The 15,416-nt window shown below is 69.9% G+C and carries 19 protein-coding genes and 1 pseudogene; 18 read left to right on the top strand and 2 right to left on the bottom strand.

What is annotated here, in order from left to right:
* Positions 1-291 precede the first annotated feature (291 nt).
* Entirely contained in the window at positions 292-1,089 is a 798-nt protein-coding gene (locus tag QSK26_RS40720; protein WP_285780728.1) for an MmyB family transcriptional regulator, read from the top strand.
* 386 nt (positions 1,090-1,475) lie between these two features.
* Positions 1,476-1,808 (top strand): hypothetical protein, encoded by a 333-nt coding sequence (locus tag QSK26_RS40715; RefSeq protein WP_285780727.1) that lies wholly within the window; start codon positions 1,476-1,478, stop codon positions 1,806-1,808.
* A gap of 85 nt (positions 1,809-1,893) precedes the next feature.
* On the opposite strand, the gene QSK26_RS40710 is transcribed toward QSK26_RS40715, so the two are convergent.
* Complete coding sequence (locus QSK26_RS40710) at positions 1,894-2,139, bottom strand: ASCH domain-containing protein (RefSeq protein ID WP_285780726.1); 246 nt, start codon at positions 2,137-2,139, stop codon at positions 1,894-1,896.
* Between the two features lie 210 nt (positions 2,140-2,349).
* Between QSK26_RS40710 and QSK26_RS40705 the strand changes: the two genes are divergently transcribed.
* The 16 genes and pseudogenes from QSK26_RS40705 to QSK26_RS42045 form a co-directional block, all read left to right on the top strand.
* Complete coding sequence (locus QSK26_RS40705; protein WP_285780725.1) at positions 2,350-3,873, top strand: MFS transporter; 1,524 nt, start codon at positions 2,350-2,352, stop codon at positions 3,871-3,873.
* Positions 3,874-3,915: 42 nt separating this feature from the next.
* A complete protein-coding gene (locus QSK26_RS40700) occupies positions 3,916-4,497 on the top strand; it encodes a TetR/AcrR family transcriptional regulator (RefSeq protein ID WP_285780724.1) in 582 nt (193 codons plus the stop codon).
* A gap of 186 nt (positions 4,498-4,683) precedes the next feature.
* Positions 4,684-5,289, top strand: a complete 606-nt coding sequence (locus QSK26_RS40695) for a TetR/AcrR family transcriptional regulator (RefSeq protein ID WP_285780723.1) — start codon at positions 4,684-4,686, stop codon at positions 5,287-5,289.
* Positions 5,290-5,327: 38 nt separating this feature from the next.
* A complete protein-coding gene (locus tag QSK26_RS40690; RefSeq protein WP_285780722.1) occupies positions 5,328-5,561 on the top strand; it encodes a hypothetical protein in 234 nt (77 codons plus the stop codon).
* A gap of 396 nt (positions 5,562-5,957) precedes the next feature.
* Positions 5,958-6,758 (top strand): SDR family NAD(P)-dependent oxidoreductase, encoded by an 801-nt coding sequence (locus tag QSK26_RS40685; protein WP_285780721.1) that lies wholly within the window; start codon positions 5,958-5,960, stop codon positions 6,756-6,758.
* A gap of 101 nt (positions 6,759-6,859) precedes the next feature.
* Positions 6,860-7,252, top strand: coding sequence for an ester cyclase (locus QSK26_RS40680; protein WP_285780720.1), 393 nt, complete (start codon positions 6,860-6,862; stop codon positions 7,250-7,252).
* A gap of 237 nt (positions 7,253-7,489) precedes the next feature.
* Positions 7,490-8,959 (top strand): alpha/beta hydrolase, encoded by a 1,470-nt coding sequence (locus tag QSK26_RS40675; RefSeq protein ID WP_285780719.1) that lies wholly within the window; start codon positions 7,490-7,492, stop codon positions 8,957-8,959.
* Positions 8,960-9,171: 212 nt separating this feature from the next.
* Positions 9,172-9,591: a site-specific integrase gene (locus tag QSK26_RS40670; RefSeq protein ID WP_285780718.1), complete on the top strand. Its 420-nt coding sequence runs from the start codon at positions 9,172-9,174 to the stop codon at positions 9,589-9,591.
* Positions 9,592-9,614: 23 nt separating this feature from the next.
* Entirely contained in the window at positions 9,615-9,902 is a 288-nt protein-coding gene (locus QSK26_RS40665) for a hypothetical protein (RefSeq protein ID WP_285780717.1), read from the top strand.
* Positions 9,903-9,973: 71 nt separating this feature from the next.
* On the top strand, positions 9,974-10,324 hold the full coding sequence (locus QSK26_RS40660) for a recombinase family protein (protein ID WP_285780716.1): 351 nt from the start codon (positions 9,974-9,976) through the stop codon (positions 10,322-10,324).
* Positions 10,325-10,430: 106 nt separating this feature from the next.
* Positions 10,431-10,568, top strand: coding sequence for a hypothetical protein (locus tag QSK26_RS40655; RefSeq protein WP_285780715.1), 138 nt, complete (start codon positions 10,431-10,433; stop codon positions 10,566-10,568).
* 102 nt (positions 10,569-10,670) lie between these two features.
* Positions 10,671-11,231 carry an SDR family NAD(P)-dependent oxidoreductase gene (locus QSK26_RS40650; protein WP_352244489.1) on the top strand — a complete coding sequence of 187 codons (561 nt, stop codon included), beginning with the start codon at positions 10,671-10,673 and terminating at the stop codon, positions 11,229-11,231.
* A 133-nt stretch (positions 11,232-11,364) separates the two neighbouring features.
* The gene (locus QSK26_RS40645; RefSeq protein WP_285780714.1) at positions 11,365-12,639 is read left to right on the top strand and encodes an SGNH/GDSL hydrolase family protein; all 1,275 of its coding nucleotides are present in this window, start codon (positions 11,365-11,367) and stop codon (positions 12,637-12,639) included.
* A 100-nt stretch (positions 12,640-12,739) separates the two neighbouring features.
* Complete coding sequence (locus QSK26_RS40640) at positions 12,740-13,894, top strand: MFS transporter (protein WP_285780713.1); 1,155 nt, start codon at positions 12,740-12,742, stop codon at positions 13,892-13,894.
* A 113-nt stretch (positions 13,895-14,007) separates the two neighbouring features.
* The gene (locus QSK26_RS40635; RefSeq protein WP_285780712.1) at positions 14,008-14,382 is read left to right on the top strand and encodes an ASCH domain-containing protein; all 375 of its coding nucleotides are present in this window, start codon (positions 14,008-14,010) and stop codon (positions 14,380-14,382) included.
* Positions 14,383-14,481: 99 nt separating this feature from the next.
* A pseudogene (locus QSK26_RS42045) lies at positions 14,482-14,694 on the top strand (Tn3 family transposase); the annotation flags it as partial.
* Between the two features lie 75 nt (positions 14,695-14,769).
* Here QSK26_RS42045 and QSK26_RS40625 read toward each other — a convergent pair.
* The gene (locus tag QSK26_RS40625) at positions 14,770-15,387 is read right to left on the bottom strand and encodes a TetR/AcrR family transcriptional regulator (protein ID WP_285780710.1); all 618 of its coding nucleotides are present in this window, start codon (positions 15,385-15,387) and stop codon (positions 14,770-14,772) included.
* Positions 15,388-15,416 lie beyond the last annotated feature (29 nt).

Raw genomic sequence — 15,416 nt, 5'->3', positions numbered from 1 at the left:
CGAAGACGACGCACCGGCTGCCGGCGGCGAGCAGCTCAGGGATCTGGTAGTGCCACATCCCGCTGTTGAGCGCCCAGGCATGGGCGAACACGAAAGTGCGACCGCCGGGCCGGCCCGCCTCCGCGTGGAACAGGCGGGTTCCGTCAGAAGCCTCGAAGAACGGCATGTCACGACTCCTCTTCTGTAGTGGGAACCCGCTCATCGTGCCGCCCCAGGGCATCGCGAAGCGAATACCTGAGAGGTACTCGTCTCCGATCCACCGGCGTCGCTATTGTCCGTTTCATGACACGTGTGGCCGTTGGGCTCCTGATCCGCCGGCGGCGGGGTCTGGCCCGCCGAAGCCAGATGGATCTGGCCCACGAGATCGGCGTCTCGCCCCGCCACCTCAGCTTCGTCGAGCTCGGCAAGTCCAGGCCCAGCGCCGGCCTGCTGCTGGCGATCGCCCGGCATCTGGACGTGCCGCTTCGCGAGCGCAACGACTGGCTGCTGGCCGCCGGCTACGCCCCTCGCTACCCCGAGACCTCGCTCACCGAGCCCGCCCTGGCCCGCGTCAGGCGTTCGCTCCAGGTCCTGCTCGACGCGCACGATCCTTTCCCCGCCGCCGTGATCGACCGGACCTGGAGCGTCCAGCTCACCAACCAGGCCGCGCGCCGACTGGTCTCCGCCATCCCGGCGGAGGTCCGCGGCGTGCCGACCAACATCTTCCGCACCGCGCTGCACCCCGCCGGGCTCGCCCCCCGTACCAGGAACTTCCCACAGTGGTCGGCGTACCTGCTGTGGCAGCTCGACCGGGCCGTCGTCCGGAGCCAGGACGCGGCCCTTGCCGCCCTCGCCGACGAGGTCGCGACCTGGCCATCCATCCCCGCACGCCGGAACTGGGGGCGCCTGTCGGCTGAGGAGGGCGACGACCCCGTCGTCCCGTGGCGGCTGGAAGCCGGTGGTGCGGAACTGTCCCTCATCACCACCATGAGCAGGTTCGGCACCCCGATGGACGTCACGATGTCCGAACTGTCCATCGAGCTGTTCTTCCCGGCCGACGAGGCGACCGAGGCCGCTCTACGCCGTCACGCCCGGACCGGTTCCTGGTGACCGCAGTCGCACAGGCGATCCTGCGAACGTGTGCCGCTTCCACACGGTCTCGACCTCTGCTGGACAACGTCGAGGGGGCCGCCGTTTCAGCGTTGCGGAGACGCGCGGGGGCCACCAACGTGGCCTGCCGGGATAGCGGTGTCCACGCCCGGCCGTGTGCAGGGACACTGCGATGTGCCGAAGCGGCGGCGTCGCGGGCCACGCCGGCCACCGCTGAGGCGGCGTTGACATGGCCGTGGGCACCACCCGGGGAGGCGGCCCACCTGCTCCCACGACGGCGTGGACGCCCCACGCCTTGTCCGACCACCCCTGAAGCGGACGGCTGATCACAAAGCTGACGACATGCGATGAGGGCGTGACGGCATGATCGCGGCTCCCCTGTGGCTGTGAGCCCGTACACCGGCCGGGCCCGCCTGGGCTACGACCGTGCCCGCGTGCTGCTGGGGAAGTACGCCGGACTCGACCTCCACCAGCTCCGCCACTCCGCCGCCACTCACCTCGGCGACGCCGAAGTTCCCCTGCAGCTCATCATGGCCAAGACCCGGCACAAGAGCCCCGCATGCCATGCGCTACACCCGGCCAGGCAGCGCGAAGCAATCGCCGCCGTCACCGAACACCTCGCCCCACCCGCCGACGCCACTAACCAGCAGGAACATCCGGCCGGGGTGTCTTTCTCCCGTATTCCGGCTGCCCCCTTGGTGGAACGAAACCCACGCTAAGCCCGTTCCTGCAGCTCACCCATAGGGGCGAAGACCTCCGGCGTAGGTCTGTTAGCGTGCGTTTCCGTCCTATTGCACAGCTGCGTCAGTGGACTTGGCCGAGAAGTTCGATCTCGACGGCCAGGACGCCGAGGGCTTCATTCTCAGGGCCGTAGATGCGGCGGATGTTGGCGAGTTGCCGGGCGCGGGGGGTGGGGTTGACCCGTTCGGAGCCCTCGGCATCGAGCATCTCCTCGAAGGAGGTGTAGCGGACCTTGTCCATGAGCGCGTGGAACCGTCGTCCGGGATCGGCCTTGGCCGTCCGGTAGAGCGTGTGCCGCAGGGCACGCACCTTGTCCGAGGGGCGGTGGGACTAGCCGACATATCGACACTCACCGGGCCCCCGGGCAGTGATCGCTTAGCCAGGGAACACCGCCAGCACATGACGTCCACAGCAGGCGCCAAGCCTCCGAAGACTCCTGGTGCCCACTCTTCTCACATATGTTTGAACGATAGTTCTAGTTGTACTATCGTTCAAGTAATCACAGCGAGGGAGGGCGTCATGCCAGAAGTCACGACCCGGCGTGCGGGAACGCGTGAGTGGGCGGGCCTGGGATTGCTGGCGCTGCCGACGGTGCTGCTTGGCCTGGATGTCACCGTGCTGTATCTGGTCTTTCCGAGCATGGCCGAGGCGCTGGACCCGTCGGCGACACAGACGCTGTGGATCATGGACGCCTACGGGTTCTTCATCGCCGGGTTCCTCATCACCATGGGCACCCTGGGTGACCGGATCGGGCGGCGTCGCCTGCTGGTGATGGGAATGGCCGCGTTCGCCGCAGTCTCTGTGTTCGCAGCCTTCGCCCCGAGTGCCGAGCTGCTGATTCTCGCCCGAGCGCTGCTGGGGGTCGCCGGGGCCACGCTGATGCCCTCGACGCTGTCGCTGATCTCGAACATGTTCGCCGATGTGCGTCAGCGCGCGGTCGCGATCGGGGTCTGGGCGACGATGTTCGCCCTGGGCATGGCCGCCGGCCCCGTTGTCGGCGGCGCTCTGATCGATACGTTCTGGTGGGGAGCGGCGTTCCTGCTCGCCGTCCCCATCGCGGTCGTCGTGCTGGCCGGGGCAGGGGCGCTGCTGCCCGAGTATGCCGACCCGCAGGCAGGACGCCTCGACCTGGTCAGCGTCGTCCTGTCGCTGGCCGCGATCCTCCCGGTGATCTATGCGATCAAGCACGCCGCAGCGTACGGCCTCGACCTCAGCACTGTGATCCTCGCCGTACTCGGCACCGTAGCCGGGGTGGTCTTCGTGCGTCGCCAGCGCGGCCTGGCCTCGCCGCTCCTGGATGTCACGCTGTTCACGAGCCGGGCGTTCTCCGTGGCGCTGGCCGTGCTGCTGATCGGGCTGGTTGGGGTGGGCGGAACCATGTACCTGGTCACCCAGTATCTCCAGCTCGTCGAGGGCCTGACGCCGTTCGCGGCGGGCCTGTGGATGGGGCCGCCCGCTCTGGCGATGTTCGCCGCAGCGATCGGCGCACCGCTCATCGCCAGGCGGGTGCGTCCCGGCCTGGTCATGGCGATCACGCTCGGCCTCTCGGTGATCGGCTACGCGCTGCTGGCCACCGCGGGCACCGGGGATGCGGTGATGGTGGTGGCCGGGTTCGCGTTCGTCTACCTCGGCCTCGGCGCGATCGCCGCTCTCGGCACCGAAATGGTCGTCGGCGCCGCACCGGCCTCGAAGTCCGGATCGGCCGCCGCGATGTCCGAGACCGTCCAGGAACTCGGCATCGCCGTTGGCGTGGCCGTCCTCGGCAGCCTCACCACCGCCCTCTACACCGCCCGCATGGCCACTCCTGCGGACGTCTCGCCCGAGATCGAGGGGTGTCTCACTGAGAGCCTCTCCGGGGCGTTGTCGGTCGCCGATCAAGTGCCCACCCAGGTGGTACAGGAAGCGCAGCGGACGTTCACCAGCGGGGTGAACATCGCCTCCGCCGTGGCCGGTGTCGCGATCGTCGCAGCGGCTGTGCTCTGCCTGACGGCATTACGGCACGTGCGTCCACTCGGGGAGAACCAGCACGACGAAACGGAGTAGCGGTGATCTGCTCAACTACCCTGGAACACACAGGAGGAGAGCATGAACGACGAGAGCGAGCACATCGATGGGCGCAAGGCCCGGGGCAATAGGCGCCGCGCCGAGATCATCGACGCCACCCTCGCCATCGTCACGCGGGACGGTGCCGCGGGCGTCACCCACCGCACCGTCGCCAAACAGGCCGGCATCACCACCAGCCTGAGCACCTACTACTTCGCCACCCTCGACGACCTGCTCGTCGCGGCCCTGTCCAGCGTCGCCGACACCTACACCACGTGCATCCGCCAGATCATCGACGGCCCCGGGGACAAGCTTCGTGGCCTGGCCGAGCTGATCGCCGAATCCGCCGGCCCCGGCCGTGAACGTGCCCTGGCCGAGCGCGAGCTGTCCACCCTGGCAGCTCGCCGCCCGGCACTGGCGCCCGTCGCCCGTCGTTGGCGGGAGAACATCGCCGAGCTCGCAGCCACCCTCACCGACGACCCCGAGGCCATCGCCGCACTCGTCGCCGCCTCCGACGGTCTGTGCACCGCCATCCTCATCGACAACGCCCCCGCCGATACCGACTATGTCCGCCGAATCCTGACCCGCGCCATCCACGCGCACCGCGATACGGTCGTCTCTTGAACGAGCTGACGGTGATCCACAGCGAGCCCGAAGCAAGACGAGCGGGCTTCCCTGCGGGTGTAGGACGATCTTTCGCACGTGGCGTCTGCGGGCGAGTTCTTCATGCGCGCGAGCGGCGCTCGTCCAGTGGGAACGTCGCGGCGATGGCATGACCAGCATCTCACTACCGGCCAGTACAATTGTGGCATGGGTGATTCCCGGAGTACTGTCATGGGCCGCCCCAGGGAATTCGACATCGACGAGGCGCTGGAGCGCGCCATGCAGGTGTTCTGGGAGCGGGGATATGAGGGGGCAACCCTCTCCGATCTGACCGGGGCCATGGGGATCACCAAGCCGAGCATGTACGCGGCTTTCGGCAGCAAGGAGCAGTTGTTCCGCAGGGCACTGGATCGCTACATCGAGGGGCCGGCCTCCTACGCGACGCGTGCCCTGGCAGAGCCGACCGCGCGAGGGGTGGCCGAGGCGCTCCTGCGTGGAGCGGTTCGGACTACGACCCTTTCCGAAAGCCATCCTGGATGCCTGACAGTGCAGGGCGCGCTGGCGGCAAGCGACGGAGGTCGACCCGCGCACGATCTGCTTGTCGGCTGGCGGAACGATGCGGGCCTACGCCTTGAGGAGCGCTTCCAGCGCGCCGTCGACGAGGGCGACCTCGCGCGCGACGCTGACGCAGGGCGACTGGCCCGATACATCATGACGGTGGCATTCGGCATCGCTGTCCAGGCCGCCGGCGGCGTCGGTCACGACGATCTCCAGGACGTCGCCGACACGGCACTGCGTAGCTGGCTGCCATAGCGGGCGCGCGACTCCTGCGCCTCCAGTCCTTGGTCCTCGTGGCTGTCCTGCTGCCACTCGTCGAGAACGCCGCCGTGGCCGGCGGCGTGGGGCTTGTCGTATCGGGTGCGATGGGCCTCATCGCCTTCGCGGTTGCCGTACTCATCCGCATCCGCGGGCTCGCGGCCTTCGGGGTCCGCCGTGCGAAGCCGCGCCACTTCGTTGTCGCCGCGGTGCTCGGCTTTGCCGCGTACGTGCTCGGTACGATCGTCGCGGTCATCTACATGCCGTGAGCGGCGACACGCAGAACGTGCAAACGAGCTACCAGGCCGCTGCCGCAGCCAGTTGGTGGTCGCTCGTCCTCGCCCTCGCCGGGGCCGTGAGGAGATCCGCCGGCGCGGGTGTGTCGGCGGTGCAGCGCGTGAGGACTGCGGGCCCGTTCCTTCCGCGTCACGGAGCCCGGCGCATGTCCGTGCGATGGCGGGCGCGAACCGGCGCGCTGCACTGACGCTGCTGCGGTGTCGCATCCCGGAGCGCGACACTCCCGACTTATGTACCGCTAGGAATAGAAGTAGCGAGGCCGAAGTTGTCCCCTCCAGCGATGGCCGCCGCGACGAGGGCGCGGAAGGGCGTCGCGAGCCATCAGCACCCGAATACAGCCCCGACCCGGGGGCGACAGAAAGGCCATCATGCCTGACACCGACCCGCGCAACATCGAGGCGCTCAACGCCCATGAGCCCGACCGCGTCGCGGTCGTCACCGGCGCCAGCCGTGGCATCGGCGCGGCCATCGCCGACCGCCTCGCCGCCGACGGGTACACCGTCGCCGTTCACTACCGCCAGGACTCGGCCGCCGCGGCCGGCGTCGTCGAAAAGATCATCGCGGCCGGCGGCGCGGCGTTCCCCTTCGCCGCCGATCTGGCCGCACCCGACACCGGCACCGCGTTCTGGGCCGCCTACGATGAGGCTGCGGGCTCACTGCGCGACGCTCCCGTGCGGGTGCTGGTGAACAACGCCGGGGTCGCCCTGCACGGCACCATCGAGGAGTTCGACGCCGAGGACTTCATCCGCCAGCAGCAGATCAACACCACCGCGCCGTTCCTGATCATTCAGGCTGCCCTGCCTCGCCTGGCCGACGGCGGGCGCATCGTGAACATCTCCTCCGGCGCCACCCGCGTCGCTCTGCCCGACCTCATCGGCTACACCATGACGAAGGGCGCCATCGACGCCCTCACCCTCCCCCTCGCCCAGCACCTCGGCCCCCGCGGCATCACCGTCAACGCCGTCGTCCCCGCCACCACCGACACCGACATGAACGCCTCCTGGTTACGCGGCAACCCCGACCTCATCGCCGCCATCGCCGCACAGAACGCCCTCGGCCGCATCGGCGAACCCGACGACGTCGCCGACGTCGTCGCCCTCCTTGTCTCCCATGACGCCCGGTGGGTCACCGGACAGGTGATCGACGCCACTGGCGGCTACCGCTTGTAGGAGACGTCCCCGCCGGTGCCACCAACGCACCCGCGCGGAGAGTGTCGCACGTCATCCCATCCGCGTACACAACCCCGATCCGGGGCGACAGAGAGGCAATCATGTCCGACACTGAACTGCGCGAACTTTTCCAGCGCTACATCGATGCGCTCAACGCTCATGAGTTTCACCGCATGACCGAGTTCATTCACGACGAGGTCGTCGAGAACGGCCAGCCGGTCACGCGGGACGACGTGATCGCGGAGTTGGAGGGGCACGGCGATGCCGTGCCGGACTTCACTTGGCGGGTCAAGGACGTCGCCATCGACGGTGATCGCGTGGCGGCCCGTCTGTTCAACAAGGGCACGCCCGCGAAGGAGTGGTTCGGCGTGGCCCCCACCGGGGCCACGGTCGAGTATGCCGAGTACGCCTTCCACAAGGTCCGCGATGGGCGCTTCTATGAGATGAACTATCTGATCGACGCCCAGGCAGTGCAGCGTCAGCTGGGCTCCTGACGTCCAGGGCCGGCCCTCGTCAGCACCCTCCGAAAACGGTTCGCGCGCCGCGCACAGTCGGGCGGGCCCGCGGTTTCCGAGGGGTGGCGCCAGCCACGGCCAAAGACGCAATGGCACGCGATCATGGCCGCGACTCGGGCCAGGGTCCTGATCGCGTTCGACTTCCCGAGCCGGCGACGGAGGCTCGGGAAGTCGAACGCGAGGGTGCCCGCCGCCAGTTCGGCTCTCGACGGCACCATGCTCGTCGGCATGGGGGCAGCACGCGGCAGCTCGACGTGCTCCAACGCATGCACGTCCAGGCCCTTGGCGGTGCCGCGCACCGGACATCCGCAAATGCCGCCGGGCGCGCCGGGCGTCAAAGCCGAGTGCGCGCGGCTCAAGGTACCGCTCGACTACCAGAACCCGGAAGATGGGCAGGCGGAGATCGCGGTACTGCGCGTGGCCGCGCGCGACAAGGATCCGATCGGATCACTCCTGCTGAACCCCGGCGGTCCTGGCTTCCCCGGCACGCAGCACACGGCCATTACCGCCGCCGTGTGGGCGCAATCGCCGATCACCGAGCGCTTTCACACGGTCGGGTTCGACCCGCGCGGCGTCGGCGCCTCCGAGCCGGCGCTCGACTGCTACACCGACGCCGAGCGCGAGCGCGACGCGAAGTTCGCCTCGTTCCCCGCCGGCGTGGACGACTGGACCGAGCAGGAGACCCGCCGGCTCGTCGGGCAGTGCGCCGAGCGCTCCGGCGGCATGCAGGTGCTCGCGCACGTCGGCACCCGCGACGTCGCGCGGGACATGGACGTGCTGCGCCAAGTGCTTGGCGATGAGAAGCTCTCCTTCGCGGGCGCCAGCTACGGCACCCGGCTGGGCGCCGTGTACGCGGAGATGTTCCCGAAGAAGGTCCGCGCGCTGGTGCTCGACGGGGCGATGGACCCGCTGAAGGGCAGCCACGAGCGACGTGTCCAGCAGTACACCGGGATGCAGCGCTCGTTCGAGCGCATGGCCGCGTCGTGCGCCACCAAGCCGGACTGCCCGCTCGGCACCGACCCCGACCGCGCAACCAAGGTCTTCCAGAAACTCGTCCGGCCGCTGATCGACAAGCCGGTACCGACATCCGACGGGCTCCGGTTGACGTTCGTGCAGGCGATCGAGGGGGTGACGGCCGCGATGTACGGCGAGGTGATCTGGCCCGCCGCGATCGCGGGCATCGCCGAACTGAAGGCCGGCAAGGGCGACACCCTGCGGAAGCTGCGCGACCTCTACCACGAGCGGACCGCCGACGGCGTCTACCCCAACTCGCTCGAGGCCACGATGACGATCAACTGCCTGGACGAGGATCGCCACACGCCGAAGCAGGAGACCGCGATGAACCGGGCGATATTCGACGTGGCGCCGTTCTCCGACCCCGGCCGTCCGATCAAGCAGGCGCGCGACGGCTGCGAGCACTGGCCCGTCAAGCCGACGCTCGGCTACCCCTATGCCACGGACATCGAGGGCCTGCCCGACACGCTGACGGTCTCCGTCACGGGCGACGCCATGACGCCGCACGAGGGCGGCATCAACCTGGCCAACGCGCTGGGCGGCAGCCTGCTCACCGTCGAGGGCGAGCAGCACGGCACCCTCCAGGCCGGCAACGCCTGCATCAACGAGGCCGTGGCCGCCTACCCCATCGACCTCAAGTCACCGGCCGGAGGGGCCCGGTGCAAGCTCTGAGAGGGCGTTCCAGCTCGCGCCCCCGTCCGCTCCTGCGACCGGTCACCCTGCGCGCAGTTCCTCCTCGATGAGCGTGTTATCACTTACATGAGCGATCACGACGACGCGCCGACCAGGAGAACCTCTCGCCGGGGCGGTGTGCGACTCCGGCACGTCATCCGGCACATCGCAGCGGGCGTCGAGTCGGGCACCGATTCGACCCGGCGTCCGGTGTGAGCGCGGCGCCGAAGGTCGCCGCCCTACGCGGCGGGAACGTCACCCTCGCCGCAGCCGCCGACGCTTACCTGTCCTCCCAGCGCACGGCCAACCCCAACACCCACCGCGCCTACACCTCAGCCATCGACCGCACCATCGCCCTGCTCGGCCGCGACCGGCCGCTCGCCGAGATCGCCGACGCCGAGATCGGCCAAGCGCTCGCCGAACTGTGGGGGACGAGCGCGCCGCCGACCTGGAACCGCAACCGCGCCGCCGTCGCCTCATGGCTCACCTGGTGCCAGACCAAGAAGCACTGGGCGGGCGCCGTCGGTCCCGGTCGACGCCGAACGCCGCAAGGAAATCGCCGACGAGATCCGCGCGGTGGCCAAGACCACGATCCACCGGCCGCTGTCACGCCGCGACATCCCCCTGCGTGAGCGGGCGCTGTGGCGGATGCTCTATGAAACGGCCGCCCGGGCCGCCGAGGTCCTCGCGCTCAACGTCGAGGACCTGGACCTGGAGCAGCGCCGGTCCCGGCCCGCCGCCCGGCGACATGTGCCCGCACACCGGCCGCGCCCGCCTGGGCTACGACCGCGCCCGCGTCCTGCTGGACACCTACGCCGGGCTCGACCTCCACCAACTGCGTCATTCGGCGGCCACCCACCTCGGCGAAGCCGAAGTCCCGCCACAGCTCATCATGGGCAAGACCCGCCACAAGAGCCATGCGCTACGTCAAACCCGGCCCTGAGGCCATCGCCAAGGTCACCGAGGTCCTGGCACCCCGTCGCCGTACCCATTGATCCGCAGTTCAGCGACTGAATGGCGGCTGGTGGCAGCTCCGTCAACGGCACCCCGATCTGCGCCGGGCTACACCGGCCGAACAGGCAGACGATCGCGGACAAGATGCTGTTCATGGTTGCCGCGATGGCAGCGGAGATGGAACGCGAGCTGATCCGCGAACGCACCATGGACGGCCTGGCCGCCGCGGCCGCCCAGGGCCGGTACGGCGGACGGCCCGCCGCGGTCGACGCCGACCCCCTGGCCATCGCCCGAGCACGACAGGCCCGGGGCGAGTCGGTCACCTCGATCGCCCGGCATCTGAAGATCGGCCGATCCACCCTCTACCGAGCCCTCGCGCCGCAGGCGGCCGAGGGTCAGACGTCCTCGTAGAGGTCGAAGCCGTCCTCACGCGGGTCGGTGCCCTCGTCCCAGCGGCCGGAGAACCGATGTCCTCGCGCGGCCAGGCGGCCGCGCGGGCGACGTGGACGGCGGTGCGGTGCCCGTCGATCGGCAGGCGCTCGTCAGGGCTGGTCCCGTCGCCGTCGTGGTTGTAGACGAACTCGTGGCCGCTCTCGTCGAGGGCGAGCCGCATCGCGGCGGGTCGGTGACCACGACGACCTTACGCCGCCGGTGACCCGTTCCTGGTCGCCCCCCAGGAGAAGATCGGCTTAGCCCAGGCGCTCGGCGGCGGCCTGGTCGCGGCGATCGACGGAATGCGGTTCGTCGTCCCGGTCCCATCGGCTTATGCCTGGTCAACAACGCGGCCGCCCTGACCTCCCGCGACTCCTTCGCCGCCATCGACGACGACCAGTGGCACGCCACCTTCGAGCTCAACCTGCACGCGGTCGTCCGGCTGACCCGGACGGTGCTGCCCGTCCTTTCGAAGAACGCCGAAGGCGGCAGCATCGTCCACGTCGCCAGCGAGGCGGCCCGCCTGCCCGACGCCTCCATCGCCGACTATGCCGCGTCCAAAGCGGCTCTGCTGTCGGTCTCGAAATCCCTGGCCGCGGCTCTCGGACCGGTCGGCGTGCGCTCCAACGTCGTCTCCCCCGGCCCCACGCGCACCGCGCTCTTCGACGCCCCCGGCGGCTTCGCCGACCAGCTCGCCCGGCGCTTCGACCTATCGCCCGCCGAGGCCGTCGACCGCTTCATCCGCATGGAACGGCGTCTGCCCACCGGGCGCATCGGCACCCCCGAGGAGGTGGCCGGCGTCATCACCTACCTCCTGTCCCCCCTCGCCGCGCAGGTCACCGGCGCCGAGTGGGCCATCGACGGCGGCGCCCTGCGCCAACTGTGAACGCCGTCCCCGCGTCCATCACCCTGCGAGAGCCCTGCTACACGGCCACCTAATGGGACCAGTTTGCCATTAAGGCTTTCGGCCCACTAAAGTCACACTTAACGGAACCACAGCCCCTTTAGTAGGGAACGTCATGAACGCCTTTGCAGCAAAGACCGTCGCGGCCCTGTCGGGCCTGGTGATCGCCCTCGCCGCGACCACGGCCACCGCCGGCCCGGCCCAGGCCGGCCCCGCCCCGCAGACGGACTGGCAGGCCGCGTGGATCGCCGCCCCGCAGCGCGCCAGCACCGGATTCGCACCGAACTGGTCAGAAGAGGGCTTCACCGGCCAGAGCGTGCGCCAGGTCGTCAGGCTCACCACCGGCGGCTCATCGGTGCGCATCCGCCTGTCGAACGACTACGGCTCATCCCCCGTGCACCTGAACGGCGCCACCATCGCCTACGCCGCCCAAGGCGCCTCGGTACGACCGGAATCCGTGCGCCGGCTGACCTTCGACCACGCCCCCTCGGCCGACATCCCCGCCCGCGGCGGCCTGGCCAGCGACCCGGTACGACTCGACACGCGCCCCTTCCAGTCGGTGACCGTCACCCTCTACTTCGCCGGCACCACCGGACCGGCCACCTTCCACGCCCAGGGCTTCGCCACCAGCTACCGCGCCCAGGGCGACCACCGCACCGACACCACCGCAGGCGCCTACCGGCAGACGACGCACTCCTGGTACTACCTGTCCGGCGTCGACGTCAGCGGAGGGAACAAGACCGGCAAGGGCGTCGTGACCTTCGGCGACTCCATCACCGACGGATTCGCCTCCACCGACGGCGCCAACAACCGCTATCCCGACGAACTCGCCGAACGCCTCGCCGCCACCGGCCAGGCACGCCCCGTCCTCAACGCCGGCATCGGCGGCAACCTCGTGCTCAACGACTCGGCCTGGTACGGCGACCACTCCGCGGCCCGCTTCCGCCGCGACGTGCTCGACCAGCCCGGCGTCGGCACGGTCGTCGTCCTGGAGGGCGTCAACGACATCGGCTTCAGCGAGACCGACACCCCCACCTACAAACCCGCCCCCGTCGTCTCCGCCGACGAGATGATCGCCGGTTACCGCCGCCTCATCAGCCAGGCGCACGCCAAGGGCATCAAGGTCGTCGGCGCCACCCTGCTGCCCTTCAAGAACTCCGACCACTGGGGCACCCACGCCGCCGCCGTCAGCGACACCGTCAACCAGTGGATCCGCACCTCCGGCGCCTACGACGCGGTCGTCGACCTCGACCGCGGCATGGCCGCCCCTGGCGACCCCGACGCGCTCAACCCCGCCTACGACAGCGGCGACCACCTGCACCCCAACGACGCCGGCTACACCGCCATGGCCCGCCTCGTCGCCGACCAGCTGACCCCCAGGGCGAGGTGACGGCCGACCGGCCGGAGCCGCGCCGGTCGTCCTCGCACAGGTAGCGCCTGAGCAGCCCGCGGTCCTCCACGCTCACCCGACTTCGCCTGAGGAGCATTCAATGCCCGTCGCCCTGCTCGCCCTCGCGATCAGCGCCTTCGGCATCGGAACCACGGAGTTCATCATCAACGGGCTGCTGCCCGAGCTGGCGGCGGACTTCGGCGTGACCATCCCGGCCGCGGGCCTGCTCGTGTCCGGCTACGCCCTGGGCGTGGCCGTCGGCGGCCCCCCGCTGACCATGCTCGGCGGGCGCTTGTCACGCAAGACCATGCTGGTGTCGTTGATGGTGCTGTTCATCGCCGGGAACCTGCTGTCGGCCCTGGCACCCTCCTACGGCGTGCTGATGGCCGGCCGCTTCCTGGCGGCCTTCTCCCACGGCGCGTACTTCGGCGTCGGCTCAGTGGTGGCCGCCGACCTGGTCGCACCGCAGAAACGGGCCAGCGCCATCGCCCTCATGTTCACCGGCCTGACGCTGGCCAACGTCCTGGGCGTGCCCCTGGGGACCTGGATCGGGCAGGCGTTCGGCTGGCGGGCCACGTTCTGGGTCGTGGCGGCCATCGGCGTGGCTGGTCTGGCCGGCGTCCTGGCCCTCGTACCCCGGCAGCCCGCCCCGGCCGGGGGCGGGGTCGTGCGGGAGCTGGCCACGTTCCGCGCGCCCGGGGTGTGGCTGGCGTTGGCGATGACCGTCTTCGGGTTCGCGCCGGTCTTCGCCGTCATCACCTTCATCGCCCCGATCATGACCGGCGTGGGCCACTTCTCGCCGGGCGCGGTCCCGCCGGTGATGGCCCTGTTCGGCGTGGGCCTCGTGGTGGGCAACCTGATCGGCGGCAAGCTGGCGGACCGGGCGGTCATGCCCAGCATCTACGGCTCGGTGGCCATGCTCACGCTGCTGGCCGTGGCGGTGGCCCTGGTGTCCGGCGACCAGGTGGCGTTCGTCATCACCATCACCCTGTTCGGTGTGGCCGCTTTCGCCACGGTTCCCCCGCTGCAGACCCGCGTCCTGGACGCCGCCGCAGGCGCCCCGACACTCGCCTCGGCGGCCAACATCGGCGCCTTCAACCTGGGCAACGCGATCGGCTCCTTCATCGCGGGGCTCACCATCGACGCCGGCCTCGGATACACGGCACCCGCGTGGACCGCGGCGTTGCTGGGGTTGGCCGGGCTGGGGATGGCGGGCCTAGCGGGAACCCAGGCCCGCCGCCTCATGCCTGCCTGAGCAGCATCCGGCACCAGCCCGGATTCGTTGCGGCTTCGACGCCTCCGTCTACCCTGGAGCGGCTCAGGCGAGCGGCTCGACCTCAGCTACACCACCGCCGAACGGACAGGATCATGACCGCCAGCCCGCACAGCTCCACGGGCGTACGCGCCCGCGAGATGAACCTCTACCGCCGCTACTTCGACCTCGTCGCCGCCGGCCACAAGACCATCGAGGTCCGCGTCCGGTACCCCAACCTGCACAACCTGAAGGCCGGCGACCACATCCGGTTCGTCTGCGGCCGCGACGTCGCCCTCACCCGCGTCAAGCGGGTGGCCCGCTACGCCAGCTTCGAGGAGATGCTCGACGTCGAAGGAGCGGCCAGCGTCAACCCCGACAGCCCCCGCGAACAGCAACTGGCCGACATCCGCCGCATCTACGGCCCCGAGAAGGAAGCCCTCGGCGTGCTGGCCATCGAGATCGAACTCCTCCAGCCCCCCACCGCCTGAGACACCATCAACGCTCTATGACGCTCAACCAGGGCAAATACCCGCCGTCGCGACCTCCCGAGCGCCGAGCACGCGACCGACAGTCACGGAGCCACGCTCATCAACTTTGCGCTGTTCGATCTGGTCGGCAAGGCGCTCACCCTACGGATGCGGGACCTGACCCGGATCACCCTGGTCCGGGACGACACCCCGACCGAGATCGCCAAGCGCTACCCGCACGCCGGGCCGCTGCTGGGCGCGCGCTGGAACGAGAACCTCATCGCCGACTGCTGGCCGGACCTGCTGCGGATGGCCGGGTCGCTGAAGTACGGCCAGGCCACCGCCTCGCTGATCGTCGGCAAGTGGTCGGCCGCCTCCCGACAGGACACCCTGATCCTCCGATCGTCGTCAAGGGCGCACGCTCCTCAAGGGGGCGGCTTGCGCGGGCGCCGACATCAGGGCTCGCATGCCGTTCGTGAAGGTCGCCGAATCCGCGTGGCCGTATACCGCGCGGCGCACCAGGAACCCGTCGACCAGAGCCATCAGGACATCGGCCACGTGTTCGGCCGGGACGTCGGCGGGAAGCAGCCCGCGCCGCTGATGCCGCGCCACGAGGCCGCCGACCACGCCGCGGGCCTCCGCCATGACCTCCTTCAGCGCCGTGCGCAGTGACGGTGATCGCAGCGCCTCCGACCAGACCTGGACCAGCAACTGGGCCGACTCCTGCGATCCGGACAGCGGCGGGCGCTCGACCCCCAGCACGAGATCGACGATGTTGTCCAGAGCCGGGGGACGCGCGCCGTCGTCCGCCTCGAACGCCGCCGCGACTTCGGCCAGAGCCTCGGCGGCGGTCGCCGCGATGATGTCGTCCTTGCTCTTGAAGTAGCGGTAGACGGCTCCGGCCGACAGCTCGGCCTCGGTCAGCACATCCTGCATGGACGTCGCATGGAAGCCGTTGCGGATGAAGCACTGCCGGGCGGCGTCCAGGATCTGGCGGCGGCGGGCTTCGAGGTGCTCTTTGGGCATACGTGCCATGGGATCACAACGTAGAACGA

Origin of the sequence: Microtetraspora sp. NBRC 13810 (genome assembly GCF_030268685.1) — a bacterium.
GTDB lineage: Bacteria > Actinomycetota > Actinomycetes > Streptosporangiales > Streptosporangiaceae > BSRQ01.
This window is presented reverse-complemented; position numbering and strand designations above follow the sequence as displayed.

Bases quoted from the DNA above. Each gene is read 5' to 3' on its own strand.
- QSK26_RS40695 (WP_285780723.1), top strand. From the start codon at position 4,684: ATGGGTGATTCCCGGAGTACTGTCATGGGCCGCCCCAGGGAATTCGAC.
- QSK26_RS40625 (WP_285780710.1), bottom strand. From the start codon at position 15,387: ATGCCCAAAGAGCACCTCGAAGCCCGCCGCCGCCAGATCCTGGACGCC.
- QSK26_RS40645 (WP_285780714.1), top strand. From the start codon at position 11,365: ATGAACGCCTTTGCAGCAAAGACCGTCGCGGCCCTGTCGGGCCTGGTG.
- QSK26_RS40660 (WP_285780716.1), top strand. From the start codon at position 9,974: ATGGCGGCTGGTGGCAGCTCCGTCAACGGCACCCCGATCTGCGCCGGG.
- QSK26_RS40700 (WP_285780724.1), top strand. From the start codon at position 3,916: ATGAACGACGAGAGCGAGCACATCGATGGGCGCAAGGCCCGGGGCAAT.
- QSK26_RS40680 (WP_285780720.1), top strand. From the start codon at position 6,860: ATGTCCGACACTGAACTGCGCGAACTTTTCCAGCGCTACATCGATGCG.
- QSK26_RS40675 (WP_285780719.1), top strand. From the start codon at position 7,490: ATGCTCGTCGGCATGGGGGCAGCACGCGGCAGCTCGACGTGCTCCAAC.
- QSK26_RS40640 (WP_285780713.1), top strand. From the start codon at position 12,740: ATGCCCGTCGCCCTGCTCGCCCTCGCGATCAGCGCCTTCGGCATCGGA.
- QSK26_RS40705 (WP_285780725.1), top strand. From the start codon at position 2,350: ATGCCAGAAGTCACGACCCGGCGTGCGGGAACGCGTGAGTGGGCGGGC.
- QSK26_RS40635 (WP_285780712.1), top strand. From the start codon at position 14,008: ATGACCGCCAGCCCGCACAGCTCCACGGGCGTACGCGCCCGCGAGATG.
- QSK26_RS40685 (WP_285780721.1), top strand. From the start codon at position 5,958: ATGCCTGACACCGACCCGCGCAACATCGAGGCGCTCAACGCCCATGAG.
- QSK26_RS40665 (WP_285780717.1), top strand. From the start codon at position 9,615: ATGAAACGGCCGCCCGGGCCGCCGAGGTCCTCGCGCTCAACGTCGAGG.